The 12,050-nt window shown below is 59.1% G+C and carries 19 protein-coding genes and 1 tRNA gene; all 20 read right to left on the bottom strand.

What is annotated here, in order from left to right; genetic code table 11:
• Positions 1–21: 21 nt before the first annotated feature.
• A complete protein-coding gene (locus ACYZTS_RS24575; protein ID WP_461992696.1) occupies positions 22–561 on the bottom strand; it encodes a hypothetical protein in 540 nt (179 codons plus the stop codon).
• 47 nt (positions 562–608) lie between these two features.
• Entirely contained in the window at positions 609–1,631 is a 1,023-nt protein-coding gene (locus tag ACYZTS_RS24580) for a hypothetical protein (RefSeq protein ID WP_461992698.1), read from the bottom strand.
• Between the two features lie 14 nt (positions 1,632–1,645).
• Positions 1,646–2,341: a hypothetical protein gene (locus ACYZTS_RS24585; RefSeq protein WP_461992700.1), complete on the bottom strand. Its 696-nt coding sequence runs from the start codon at positions 2,339–2,341 to the stop codon at positions 1,646–1,648.
• Between the two features lie 9 nt (positions 2,342–2,350).
• On the bottom strand, positions 2,351–2,629 hold the full coding sequence (locus ACYZTS_RS24590; RefSeq protein ID WP_461992702.1) for a hypothetical protein: 279 nt from the start codon (positions 2,627–2,629) through the stop codon (positions 2,351–2,353).
• Positions 2,630–2,653: 24 nt separating this feature from the next.
• On the bottom strand, positions 2,654–3,697 hold the full coding sequence (locus tag ACYZTS_RS24595) for a minor capsid protein (protein WP_461992704.1): 1,044 nt from the start codon (positions 3,695–3,697) through the stop codon (positions 2,654–2,656).
• Positions 3,690–5,150: a DUF4055 domain-containing protein gene (locus ACYZTS_RS24600; RefSeq protein WP_461992706.1), complete on the bottom strand. Its 1,461-nt coding sequence runs from the start codon at positions 5,148–5,150 to the stop codon at positions 3,690–3,692. Before ACYZTS_RS24600 ends, ACYZTS_RS24595 begins: the two co-directional genes overlap by 8 nt.
• Before the next feature lie 11 nt (positions 5,151–5,161).
• On the bottom strand, positions 5,162–6,649 hold the full coding sequence (locus tag ACYZTS_RS24605) for a terminase (protein WP_461992707.1): 1,488 nt from the start codon (positions 6,647–6,649) through the stop codon (positions 5,162–5,164).
• 1 nt (position 6,650) lies between these two features.
• Positions 6,651–7,265: a hypothetical protein gene (locus ACYZTS_RS24610; RefSeq protein ID WP_461992709.1), complete on the bottom strand. Its 615-nt coding sequence runs from the start codon at positions 7,263–7,265 to the stop codon at positions 6,651–6,653.
• A gap of 8 nt (positions 7,266–7,273) precedes the next feature.
• Positions 7,274–7,462: a hypothetical protein gene (locus ACYZTS_RS24615; RefSeq protein WP_461992711.1), complete on the bottom strand. Its 189-nt coding sequence runs from the start codon at positions 7,460–7,462 to the stop codon at positions 7,274–7,276.
• A complete protein-coding gene (locus tag ACYZTS_RS24620) occupies positions 7,459–7,680 on the bottom strand; it encodes a hypothetical protein (protein ID WP_461992713.1) in 222 nt (73 codons plus the stop codon). Before ACYZTS_RS24620 ends, ACYZTS_RS24615 begins: the two co-directional genes overlap by 4 nt.
• 53 nt (positions 7,681–7,733) lie before the next feature.
• On the bottom strand, positions 7,734–7,922 hold the full coding sequence (locus ACYZTS_RS24625; protein WP_461992714.1) for a hypothetical protein: 189 nt from the start codon (positions 7,920–7,922) through the stop codon (positions 7,734–7,736).
• Positions 7,891–8,268, bottom strand: coding sequence for a hypothetical protein (locus tag ACYZTS_RS24630; protein WP_461992716.1), 378 nt, complete (start codon positions 8,266–8,268; stop codon positions 7,891–7,893). The genes ACYZTS_RS24625 and ACYZTS_RS24630 overlap by 32 nt, the downstream gene beginning before the upstream one ends.
• Positions 8,265–8,588, bottom strand: coding sequence for a phage holin, lambda family (locus tag ACYZTS_RS24635; RefSeq protein ID WP_461992718.1), 324 nt, complete (start codon positions 8,586–8,588; stop codon positions 8,265–8,267). Before ACYZTS_RS24635 ends, ACYZTS_RS24630 begins: the two co-directional genes overlap by 4 nt.
• A 234-nt stretch (positions 8,589–8,822) precedes the next feature.
• The gene (locus ACYZTS_RS24640) at positions 8,823–9,170 is read right to left on the bottom strand and encodes a hypothetical protein (RefSeq protein WP_461992720.1); all 348 of its coding nucleotides are present in this window, start codon (positions 9,168–9,170) and stop codon (positions 8,823–8,825) included.
• A gap of 5 nt (positions 9,171–9,175) precedes the next feature.
• Complete coding sequence (locus ACYZTS_RS24645) at positions 9,176–9,370, bottom strand: Com family DNA-binding transcriptional regulator (RefSeq protein WP_461996539.1); 195 nt, start codon at positions 9,368–9,370, stop codon at positions 9,176–9,178.
• A gap of 272 nt (positions 9,371–9,642) precedes the next feature.
• Positions 9,643–9,718 (bottom strand) — tRNA-Met (locus tag ACYZTS_RS24650).
• Between the two features lie 114 nt (positions 9,719–9,832).
• Positions 9,833–10,414: a hypothetical protein gene (locus tag ACYZTS_RS24655; protein ID WP_461992722.1), complete on the bottom strand. Its 582-nt coding sequence runs from the start codon at positions 10,412–10,414 to the stop codon at positions 9,833–9,835.
• Entirely contained in the window at positions 10,411–11,007 is a 597-nt protein-coding gene (locus tag ACYZTS_RS24660; RefSeq protein ID WP_461992724.1) for a recombination protein NinG, read from the bottom strand. The genes ACYZTS_RS24655 and ACYZTS_RS24660 overlap by 4 nt, the downstream gene beginning before the upstream one ends.
• Positions 11,007–11,423 carry a recombination protein NinB gene (locus tag ACYZTS_RS24665; protein ID WP_461992726.1) on the bottom strand — a complete coding sequence of 139 codons (417 nt, stop codon included), beginning with the start codon at positions 11,421–11,423 and terminating at the stop codon, positions 11,007–11,009. Before ACYZTS_RS24665 ends, ACYZTS_RS24660 begins: the two co-directional genes overlap by 1 nt.
• Positions 11,416–11,898, bottom strand: a complete 483-nt coding sequence (locus ACYZTS_RS24670; protein WP_461992728.1) for a hypothetical protein — start codon at positions 11,896–11,898, stop codon at positions 11,416–11,418. The genes ACYZTS_RS24665 and ACYZTS_RS24670 overlap by 8 nt, the downstream gene beginning before the upstream one ends.
• Positions 11,899–12,050: the final 152 nt, after the last annotated feature.

A 12,050-nucleotide genomic window follows, 5' to 3' on the forward strand; every position in this document is an offset into this window, starting at 1 on the left:
GTGGGGCCGAAGCCCCGGGTGTTACGCCTTAGGCAGATCGTCCACCTGTTTCTGCAGCGACTCTTTCGAGGCGTTGGCGCGGTAGGTAACTTTGGCAGCGTCCAGCTTTGCCTTCAGCTCAGCGATTTCCTTCGCTTCTGCGTCTTCGTGGCGGTCTTTCTCCGCCTGGGCCAGAAGGTCGTCTACCTGCTTCTGCAGCAACTCAGCCTTTTCAAGAGCGCTATCGCGGCTTTCAGCCAGGGTAGTCATGCTTGCCTGGATACCACTCAAAGCCTGATGGATGCGCAGCGCTGGCCCGTCACCCTCAACTGGGTTAAGTACGCCGGTCTCCAGGCCTGCTGCGAGCTCGTTCACTGCGGCGAGCTGCAATGCCTCGCTGGATGGCTCAGCGCCGCCACCATTGTTGCGAGCGGCGCTTTCGTCCGAGCGGGTGCGGGTAGTATCGACGCCGCCGGTCTCGCCGACAGTCTGCGGGCCGACGGTGATGTCGCCCTCTTCGCCAGCAAAGCCCCAGCGGGCCTTGAGGTTGGGGTCGATGTGATTGTCTTTTTGAACTGGCATGTTGTGTCTCCTTCAAGTGCCCAGCCCCCGGAGGGGCCAGACAGCAGTTACGCCGCAGTTACGAGCGAAGTGATGAACGCCATAGGCACCTGCTTGCGAGCGAACTTGCGGCTCCAGTTGGTTGCCAGGGCCAGGTCGGACCAGTTCGCCGAGATTGGGCGGGTGGTGGTCGGCGTACCGGTGATGGTCACGCTGTCGAACGAGAAGCCCAGTGGGTGCACAACGAAGTTGCGACGGGTCCACAGGGTTTCGGCGCCGCCACCGTTGCCGCGATCCGGAGTTCGCTCGTATTCCAGGCCGTCTTCGCCTTCAGGCTGCTCCTCGGCATAACCGATGGCGCCCGGGCCGAAGATGATCGACAGGTACTTGGCGGTCGGACCGGTGCCGATAACTGGCATACCGTCATCGAGCACGACACGCATGCCTTGGAAGCGACCGAACTCAGGTGTCTGATCGGCCATCGGAGTGAAATCGATCTGGTTCTGGATCGACAGTTCGGTGTGAACAGCCGAGTGCATGGCAATGACGCTCAAGCCGCCCAGCTGGCCGGTGTAGTCGCCCATCGAGCCCTTAGCGCGAATCACTGCCGTAGGGTTGATGATGCCGCCGGCGTCTACGACCATGTCACCGCCGTTGGAGGCGATGTTGTCGTTGTAGATACCTACCGCAGTGGCGATGGCGCGGCGCTGGGCAACACGCTGCCAGTAGGAGATCAGGCGACCGGCCACGAACTCCAGCGGGTCCTGCTTGGTGATGTTCTTCACCAAGTTCATGCAGTTCCAACCTTCGTTGAGGTACGCGGCGCGCGCCTGCATAGAAGCACTGGTGACCGACAGCGGTACCGCGATGTCGGTGTATACGTCGTTCGAGTAGTTCGACTCGATGGACGCGTCCAGATCAACCCACCACGGAATGGTGAAGGTGTTGGATGGGCTGGCCAGCAGCTGGGACATATCCGAGTTGTTGGTCAGGATGCCCGACTGGAAGAACGCGGTGCGCTCAACAGTGTTGACGCTGATGTAGTCGCGCAGTTCGTCGCGGAAGACGACGTCCGAGAGAATGGTTGGCATTGCGGAATATCCTTTTACTTGGCCTCAGCCGCGGCTTTCATGCGCGCGTGCTCGGCGGGGTTGGTTCGGCGGAGCTCTACTCGCTCCATGCCGGTCATTTGTTCCCACGTTTTGGTGGCCCCGCCACCCTTACCCCCGGTAGCCCCGCCACCGTTCGCTTGCGTGCCGCGCACCAATGCTGCGTAGCGCGGCGCTTGCTGGAATTCTTTTGCCAGGTCTTCGATTGTTGCGATGGTCAGGTTGCCGGAGGCGTCCGTGACCTTGACCTGGCCTTCAACGATCTTCAGGCGGCGCTCGACGAACTCGGCCAGGATCTCGGCGTTCTCGCCGTCGGCAATGCTGCTGGAAATCTTCGAGGCCGCCGCAGTCAGGTCGCGGCGCTCAATGCTGGTTGTCAGCTCGGCAAGACGTGCACGTTCGGCCGCGAGGGCCTGCTCACTGCTGGCGTACAGTTGCTCGAAGTCGCCACGAGCCTTGGCTGCGTCCCGCTCCTGCTGCGTGCGGGCCTCTTCTGCCTCGCGGCGGAGGCGCTTGGCCTCCTTGGCTTCGTCCAGCAGCGTCTGGTTCTGGCGCTTCAGGCCTTCCAGATCCTCGCCACTGGTGGGTAAGCCCTCAACGACGAGAACGAAGTCATCGCCCATCGCCTTGTAAAGCGCCTGAATAGCTGCATCGAGCTCTTCGTATTCGGCCTTGCTGATCTTGTATTTCATGGTTACCCCTTACGCCTTGATCGGCTGGTTGGTTTCAGTCAGAACGAACACCGTGTCCTTTGCCTTGGGAGGCTGGTGCTCGCTCGTCAACCCGCGCTCAACACTTAAGTCGTATGAAGCCACCTGTGTATGTGGTCCGTATTCAGCTTTCAAGGCTCGCTCAATCAGGTCCAGCACGTGCGACTTTCCTGAACCAGTGCAGCCCTTTACCTCAATTTCGATAACCTTCATTTCATCCCCCGGATGATTTGCCGTTGGCTCAGCCGCGGGCGTAAAAAACCGGCTCATGGCCGGTCGTTTGATGATTCGATGTCAGAGCCCTGCTCGCTCGAAGGCGCGCGGCTCAAGGTCTTTCAATTGCTGAAGGGTCAGCGTCTTGCCGTTGTCATCGACGAATTTATCGAGAGTCAGCTCGCCCTTCGAAAACAGCGCGTACCGGTTCGGCCCGAGCACATCCCGCTGGAAGGCAGCAGGCTGACGTGAAAGCCAGTCCTGATAGCTCGTCTTGCTCGACACCAACTCAACTCCGTCAGGGCCGATTGAGGGCCGAGTGGAGCCTTTGATTTCGCGAGCAAACTCATCTTTCAGGACAGGCAGCGCGCTTGATCGGCAATTCCAATGGCCGGGCGGCTTCGGATCTTCCCAGCCATACAGATGCTGATCGCGCGCCTGGCACATGGCGCTCGTCTTACTGTCGAGCGTTGAGATCCATCGCCACCCTTTCAGGATGTCGTCGTTCGCCTTGAGCGTCTCCATGCGCGCCGTGCTGGCGACATGGTTGGTCATGGTCCTGACGAGCGATGTCGCCTGATCCTGATGCAGCTGGTGGATGCTGGTGAGGCGCCTGCCGATCTGCTGGCTGGTCTCGCCCAAGCTGGCTCCAATCTGAATCTCGCCAATGATTTCGGCGGCCTTCTTGGTCCCGAACTGGTCGAGCGCACCGGCGATGCTGATGCGCTGCACACCCTTTCGAGCTTCGAGCTGTAGCGGGTCTGCCAGCGCAGCAGCGCTCACCATCTCAGCGGACGGCACGTTGAGCTGAACTACCGCTCGAACCACCTTGCCGAGCATGGTTGCGTTGAACTCAGCCTCGTAGACCGCGAACTCGCCGAGGTCCAGCTGAGCTCTGCCCTTCAAGTCGTCGTAGATGCCCCGCAGATCGCCTTGGAGCGTTTCTATCTGCGAGTTGTACCGACGAGTCCCGTAAGCGCTTAGGCCAGCTGTGACGCGAGCCTTCGCGGTGTTTATGGCTTTGCTGATGAACGATGCAACCCGCTTCAGGTTGCCGCCGGCGTATCGCTGGACGTAAACCTGGTGCCGAGTGGCAGCGTCCGTCAGGTAGCCTGCACTACTCATCGATCACCTCGGGCTTCTTGTCAGCGGGAAGAAGATCCTCGCTGCCGACGATCGGCGGATCGTTCTCGCGGTCGGCGTCGATATCCTCATCGGTTCGGTCGGATTCGAGCACGCCAGCTTGGCGCAGATTCACCCGGACATCCTTCTTGGCAATGATGCCCTGTTGCCAGAGCTGCATCTGAGCCAGGATCGCCTGAGCGTCCATGACCTGATCGAAGAACTCCTGGTTGAGCCAGAATACGGTCCCGGTCTCATCTACGGCGCCCATCATGAACCGCTGCGCGTCGAACAGAGCCAACCGCATCGCCTCGGACACGTTGCCCGCGATCGTGCCGAGCACCGAATTATCAGAGCTGTACCGTATCCGAACAGCCTCTGCCGTCTCCGCGCCGCCGCCCTGCTGGACAATGCGAGCGCCGATCATGAGCATCTGCTCTTCCTTGTCCTTCATCAGCTCGCGGGCCAGCTGGCTTTCATCGGCCTGAAGAAAGGTGGCAGTGCCGCTTTTGCCGAGGTTGTGGCCTCTGCGCGAGCCGATCTGCATGCCGTTCGGGTTCAGCTTGATAAAGCTGTCCGGGTCAATATCAGTGGTGATGAACAGGGTCGGCTGCGATGCGATGAAGCCTGACTCTTCCACCGTGGCGCTGTTGCCGTAGTGGAGAATGTTGACCTCGGCCAGGTCTTCCAGTGGAGCCTTGTCGATGCTGGCGTCGTTGTTCTGGGCGCCGAAGAAGTGGAACGGGATGTGATCGAAAGGTTTGCCGGCCTTGTCGGTCGGGTTGCTTTCGAGACCGTCCGGCACGTCTTCGGTGTACACGCGCTGAACATACCTGCCACCAATCAGCAGCAGTGCCCGGTATTGATCCTTCGCGGTGAACTCGAATCCATCATCGGTAACTTCGTTGAGCTTTTCGTGCAGGACGACCAGCGTCAGGCGCTTAACCCCGTCGATCACGTCCTCCCGCCAGTTGACGATGCTCTCAGCTGGATAGAAGTGAACGTAGGCTCGAGCATTGGCAGCCTGGGCGACCGTGAGTGAGGTCTGACCCTCAGGCAATTCAACCTTCGGGAAATCCACCAGCAGGCCGCCGCGTCCTGTGTCGAGGCATTCCCCAGTGGACTCCTTACTCAGCTGCTCAAGGCTCGAACCGTCGCCACTGGCATTCTCCAGCAAGTAGTCGATTGCCGAGGGAAGTTTGATCTCTGCCGTCTTGCGAAACACCGCGCCGAGTAGCCCGGTGCGAGTGCGGCCAACCACGTTCAGGAACATGGCGCGCTTCTTCAGCTGCTCATACCGGGCCCAATTTTCAGGCGACAGGTTGAGCGGGTCCGGCATGGGCAGATATTCGTTGTACTTGCGAACCTCTCGCGGGCCAGCTACGCAACGCTTGACCAGCTGCCAACCGGGCAAGGCATCGCTGTACTCCTGCCTGATGGCGCTGTAGTTGGGCATTGCATATGGCCTCAGAAAGTGAATGTGACGGGGATATGGGTCATTGCTGCGCGCTTCGTTTTCGCGACAGCGAAGTAGCGGAAGGCGTCCGCCGCGTGTGACGACCAGTCATGAAGCGGCCGGTCTTTCCAGCACCCCTTCTTGTCGTCCCACTCTTTGCGGTAGTTCTCCAGGCAGGAAATCCCCTCCTCGCACTTGGCCTCATCGAAGGCGCAGTGCTGCAGGATCTCTCGGGCCTGATCGATCCCGTCGTCTACGCCGATCTTTGGCACCACCGAGAACGTCATCCGGTAATGCACACCGTCGATCTCGTAACCTTCCCGAGCCATCTCTCGCCGCGTCTTCGCATCACTGCTGAACTCGCGGTTGTCGATGTCGTGAGGCCCCCAATGGTCCGCGTACTGATAACCGCGATCCTTCAAGACCTTCATGTAGTGCCTCAGCCCTTCCCCGCTGTTCTGGTAGAAGTCGATGACGTGATATTCATCACCCACGATCCGGACGAACCAGATCGCGGTAGAGTCGCCCACACCGATGTCCCAGAACGTGTGCACCGGAAGGTGGCTGTTATCTGGAAGCGGACCGATGCGCTGCGCTGAATAGAGCTTGGTGAACTGGCGCGCGTAGTACGCACCCTCAATGGATTGCTGGAAGGCCTCGGCCGGTATCGACGGGTATTCCCGCTTCATATCGTCGCCGAGCGTCTTCTCCTTGGCCGCGTACCACGCGCGCTGGCCTGGGTTCGTGTCGATTCCATGCTTGGCGAACAGCTCAGTGAAGTAGTCGGTCAGGCGCTGCGGGATGACCACGTCGGACGGGTCAAGCCAATAGGCTTTGTTCTTCCACCAACTGAAGAAGAAGAACTTCCAGTCCAGTAGGCCCAGGGGCACGCCGGCGAGTTGCTGTTTCTCTGCGCTCTGCGAATAGTCGAAGAAGTAACCGGCCCGGCCCTCCGCCGTCGATTCAATCGTGACGAAGCATTCGGTGGCCACAGCCTCGAAGGCGCCGGTGACGATCTCTCTGGCCTTGTGGGGAAACTTGGCGCAGATCTTCCCGAACTCGGATACGTGCAGGTAACGCAGCGTACCGCCCCGGAATGAGGTGCTGACATAGAGCGAACCACCCTTGCTGAACACCAGCTCACCAGCAGCATCGTTAGAAGCAGGGTTGGCAGCGCGTATCTCAGCAGGCAGGTTGTCATAGGCATACTTGACCTTCTCCCTGAACAGGCGCTTGGCGTCGTTCAGGGTGTGAGCAATCAGAGCGCACTTGGCCGACTCGAACAGCGCCGCGTCCAACTGGATAATGCAGCACTCAGTGGTGAAGCCGAGCTGCCGAGCCTTCAGGATGATGTTGCGCGTGTGCATCCCATCGAAGTACTCGATCTGCTCGTCCGTCATCCGGAAGCGGACCTTCTTGCCCTGCTTGTCCGTGATGAAGTAGAGATTGTTCAGCCTCCAACGCTTATCCCGGAGCAGCTTCAAGTGCTCGGGCTTCATGTCAGGCTTCCTTCGATAGATCGTCCATCAGTTTCGAGAGCTCGTCGGCGTCGTTGCCGCCAGATTTGGTATCGAGGTCGTAGGCCTGACGCTCCAGGGCAACCAGAGTCTTCAGTGTCTCGGCCAGCTCCTTCATGGTCTTGGTGCGAGATGGAAGCACGCCCATCTTGTGTGCAAGGGCCAGAACGTCGGACATTGCATCGCCGTCGTCGTCCGCCTCCTTCAACTGAGAAATCAACTCCTTGATGGTGCCCTGCTCATCAGTCAGCGCTTCCAGCTCATCCAGCAACTTGTTGGCGAGTCTGCGCGACCGGCCAATGTCTGTGCGGTGAGCCATCCTGATGTCAGCAATGACCTCAGCATTCGCCTCTACGATTCCACGTTCGGTTGCCAGTGTTTCCGTGGAAACCTTTGTGGAAACCTCACGTTTGGAAACCAGCGAATCAGCCTTCGCCTTGATCTTGGCGTTCAGGTCGCGATCCCAGCCTTCAGCCTTCGACCGCTTGTTGATTGCTGTATGGGATACACCGCAAGCTGCGGCTATCTCACGGACAGAGAGCAGGCCAGCCCGGAAGAGCTGTTCAATGCGCTCCCAGTCGGGTTGCTTCGTTGTCATGGGAATCCTTATTCGGTTATCAGCTGCAGCCACTCTTCAATGATCCGCTGCACTACTGGCTCACTGAGGATGGCGGACGGCTTGTCACCGGCAATGACTGATCGGATCAGGGCATGCGGAATGACGTGAGCACCATCGCTTGCGGCCACCACCAGGTGCGGGCGCTGGTCGGCGATGTCGTGAATGTCTGCGGTCATACGCCCACCTCAGCGACAACATCGACCTTTCCCCATACCGGATGGAAGTCGATGTGTTCGCCGTCAGCGCATGTAGGAGGGTCATCGCAGACCACGGCAATACCGGCTTTAGTGTTGGCATACAGCACCCAATTGACGAGCTCGCCATCTACGAAAACCATCCGGCGCCCTCTCCCATCGTTTACCCAGTGAACGTGCTCACCTGATTGATCGCTCATACCAATCTCCAATATCGCGACACAAAATGCGGTTGCGCGAAACGTGTCGCGGATTACTTGCTCTGGCTGCGCTTGATCTGCGCGTCCACCTGGTCGGCGCACGTGTCGAGCAGCTTGATGGCCTGATCCTTCAGCTCCCACACGTCACCATTGAGGCGAAGGTCGGCTTCGTCTTGGTCCACCCGCTCGCAGGGGATCAGCTCAGGCGCTTCAATTCTTACGGCCTGTGTCTTTGTTACCACTGGCGGCTTTCCCGCGCAGGCCGTCAGGCAAAGGCTGAGCAGCCCAATCACGAACAGGCTTACTGTTGCGTTTGAGGTCTTCAAAGTCTTTCCTCGCCTTTTTGGCTTTGTCTTCGCTGGCCTTGATTCGCTTGTTTAGGTCTTTCAGGTAGTCAGCGTTGCGCTGGGCTTCGGCCCGTAGCGTGGTGATCGTGGCCTGGCTTTCAGTGTTGGCGTCGACGGCCTTCTTCTTCTCGCCTGCTTCGAACGCGACCTCGCCCTTCAGCGCAACAACACGCGACTGCTGAATACCTATGAGCAGCAGGCCAACAAGCAGGATGATTGCTGCAGCGGCGAACGCTTTCATAACGAGTCAACCTTGCGCCCCAGAAAGCGGGTCACCATTTCGCGGATGGCAGTCACGCCGAGGAACCCAATAGCCCCTCCGGCAGCAACCGAAAGATTCGAGGGCCACTCCATCCAGGCGATAACGCTACTGGCGGACAGGCTCAGGCCTCCGCAGATCAGCGCCTCGAAAATGATGCGGCGCTTGCTGGTTTCTTTGGCGTCGTACAAGACACGCAAGAGGGAGATTAGGATCGCCATGATTGCGCCCTGTAGAAGCGGATTGCTCATTGCCTCCCAGAACTTGGCCCAGCTCTCAGGTCTGTCTGGCATATTGAGCATTCCGGTGATCTCCCCTGAGGGGAGCAAAAACGAAAAGGCCCCAGCACATGCTGAGGCCCTGAATAGGTGCGCGTGTCTTCCCACGCTGCCGGTTGTAATCCTTCACTGCGTCGACGCCCTTATGCGCCTGTTTCGCAATTCCAGATTCGTGCTACTCAGTCACTTTCCCCAGAAAGCAAAAAGCGCGGGTAGAAGATGAAAAAGCAGGCCCACTCAAGGCGGGCCTGCACTCAGTCAGACCACAGGATCGTAGGTGACGTAAGCACGGTCCTTTTGGCTTGAATCACCTGAGAAGTAGAGACCTTTACCGGCAGGAATGATTACCGGGAACGGCAAGGTCGCGGAGGAGCCGCTGTAGCTGCTGCTGGTTGCGGCGTCGCTACGAACAGTAAGCACAACTGGAACCGTCAAATCACCGAAGGCTGGCGGGAGTGCAGTTCCGGTGGCAAGAATGGCGAAGCCAAAACCGCAGTGAATAGTCGCGGTTCGAACGATCATGCCTCCAGTGTTCTCTGCTGGGGTGAAGATGGTTTCCCGGCCTTGGGCGTTGCGAAAGTTGCTGCCGATTACTTGTGGTTCCATTTTTATCACCTATTGAGTCGAATGATTGGCGCGGAGGATTCCGCTTTCATGTCGCTCAAAGGCGATTGCTCGAGGCTCGCGGCCTTCACATGATTCAACGTCCCGCATCGGGAGCATTTGATCTGGAGCTCAGTAAACTCACCCACTCGGGCGAGAAGTCGTTTGCAATTACCGCATCTGCATTCTGTCAACATCTGCAAAGCCTTTTGATTTTCTGCTAGGCTCCGCCCCGCTCGCGCGAGCAGTGAGGGCCTTGGCTGGCTTGCAGGCTGGTTCTGCGATCTGGCGACTTCTCTGGGTGTGTCCGCACCCTTTGGAGTCGCCCTCTCTTTTCTCCGCGTCGGAACGAAATGCCCCGAATTTGCCGGGGCTTTTTGCATTCTGGCGGGTATTAAAGCCCCTGCGGATGCAGAGGGCCTGAATGGAGCCCTCATCAGCGTGACAAGTCAGAGGCTCTGAGGGTTTGGGAAACTGGTTGCGAGGGATGGATTCGAACCATCGACCTTCGGGTTATGAGCCCGACGAGCTGACCGCTGCTCTACCACGCAAAATTCTGGCAATAAAAAACCCGGCGCGGTGGCCGGGTTTGGGTGTTTACTGTGCACGTTGCCGAAGGCAAAATGCTAACTATGGCGAAATGATGCCCTCAGCCGTGCGGGAAGTCAAGCGGCTTCTCTCATCTTGTAAATCACCCCACCAATCGGGCTCAAAGCTCGAGCGTCAATGTCGTAGCAGGCATCGAAACAGAGCTGCACAAACGGCTCCCAATCCCGCCCCCATGCCGCGGACGGAAGCTCGATTCCGTACTCCCCTCTCATCCATGCACGGAACACTTCGGGCTTGATCAGCGGATCGGCATTGGCTGACTGTCCGCCTTGGTGCATGTACCGGTACCGACGGAAAACACCCTTGGCGACATACTCAGCGCGCTCCCGCTTGCTGGCGGTCATGCGCTCCACCCGAGAACACGCCAAGTTGAATACCGCTGCTTCGGCGCCCTCCCGGTCATCATCTGTAGGCTCAGCCGCGTACATGGCATTGCCAAAGGCCCGAAGCTGGAAATGGAGCCGCGCGATCGCAGACTGGATGTGACCCGCCAGCGCTCCGTGCATCGCTGGGTTCGCTGTGGGACCGCGCTCTGTACTCTGCACTCTCACGCCCAGCTCAGCAGCATCAGAGGTCTGGCCGGGGGCTGGGTTGTAATTGCAATCGTGCCAAGCCTGGCGTGCGGAATGGATCTTCATGCGGCTTCCCCCTTTTTCAATTCTCTGGCCTTCGCCCGGTAGTGAGCCTTGATGGCCTTGATATCTTCCACGGTGTACTTGCGTACGCTCTGATCTGCTTCCAGCGCGTCGACCGCCTCTTGGCCGATACGCGCAATCAGGCCGATCCGGTAATCCACGGCGTTACCCGAGAGGAACCGGTTGTCCTGCTTGCTCTGGGCATGGCAGTTGCGCTCATCGAAGCGAAGGTGCGGCGCGGATCCAACGCTGCGGTAATGTCCGGCATCTACCGCGTTGCCGCTCCAGTCCAATGGCTTGCCGCTGGATATGCAGAGGTGGCCGGCGGCCTGATCGCGTGCGCGGATGTATTCGTTGAAAGCCTGCTGAGCTTCGCGGATGTGGTCGCCGCGACTCTTCAGCTTCTCCTTGCGGACCTTGATCTCCCGGCGCTCGATCTGGGCCAGCGACTTGCGCGCCTTCTCGCGGTTCACGTCGGCGGTGGCCAGCGCGCACTTCGGACTGCATACCGCCTGCCCGAGGCGCTGAGGCACGAAAGAGGCCCTGCATACTGAGTTCTTGCAGGTCTTGGCCTTCGGTTGTTTGGTGGCGAGCATCAGTAACGGCCCTCCCACAAATCCTTCTGCGTCCAGCGGACATCGTGCTCGGCGCCGAATGCTGCGATCCACTCCAGCAGGCTTGCGCACTGCTTCACGGTCAGCTTCGAGGTCCGCTCGTAGATCACGTCGAACCCGTGGCCATCGACCGCAGGAATCATCTGAGGTTGATCGCCCGCCTCGCGCAGCCATGCGGCGGTGAGCAGGCGCTTCCAGATGAGCACGTCCCACTTGCGGCCGGCGTGCTCCACCTGGTTGGCGATGTCGGTCAGCGAGGCGTGGAGCTTTTTGTTCTGCTCCCCGCTGCGGTCGAGATCCTTGATGATGATTTTCTTCGGCTTGGAAAAATCTGTTCCGTCGAGGAAGCCATTGAGGCGGCTGGTGTCTGTGCGGTGACGCATGACTATCTCAACCATGGGAAGGCTCCTTGCTCATGGCGGCGTCGCAATTCGCGCACACGCCGTTGTTCGCATCCATGAACCCCGCGCCGTAGCTGTTGGCCGCATGGCCGTCACCGCAGGCGCACCAGATGATTTCTTTGCTCGGGACGAGCTTGCGCAGCACCTCGTTCTCAGCCTTGAGCCCCTGCACTACCTGCTCATAGGCTTCGTAGCCGGTCTTGAGGCCGGCGACTTCGGCTTTGAGGTGGTCGCGCTCAACTTCAAGTGCGCGTGTCTTCTCCAGCCATTCAACGTCTGTATCCGGCAGGTTTGGCGCATCGGCGAAGATCTTAGTTAGGGTTTCGTTCTCGGCAATCAGGGCCAGCACCGTATCCGCGCCGCTAGCGTCGTCGTAGGCGTCACTTGCCTCCATCCAAGAATCGCTATCCTCATCGTCGATCAAGCGCAGGTAGTTTTCGGCCAATTGCTTTAATTTCGAGTAATCACTCATGCCGTCGCCCTCGCGAAGGAATACCCATCACGTCCGTCGTGAATGACCACCGACGTATTGAGCAGGGCTTTCAGTTGTTCCCAGGTGATGATCATGCTGTCACCGCCATTGTGATCAGGACGCAGAAAATACCGATGCCAAAACCTGCAAGG

The sequence above is a fragment of the Pseudomonas sp. TMB3-21 genome, from assembly GCF_054898145.1.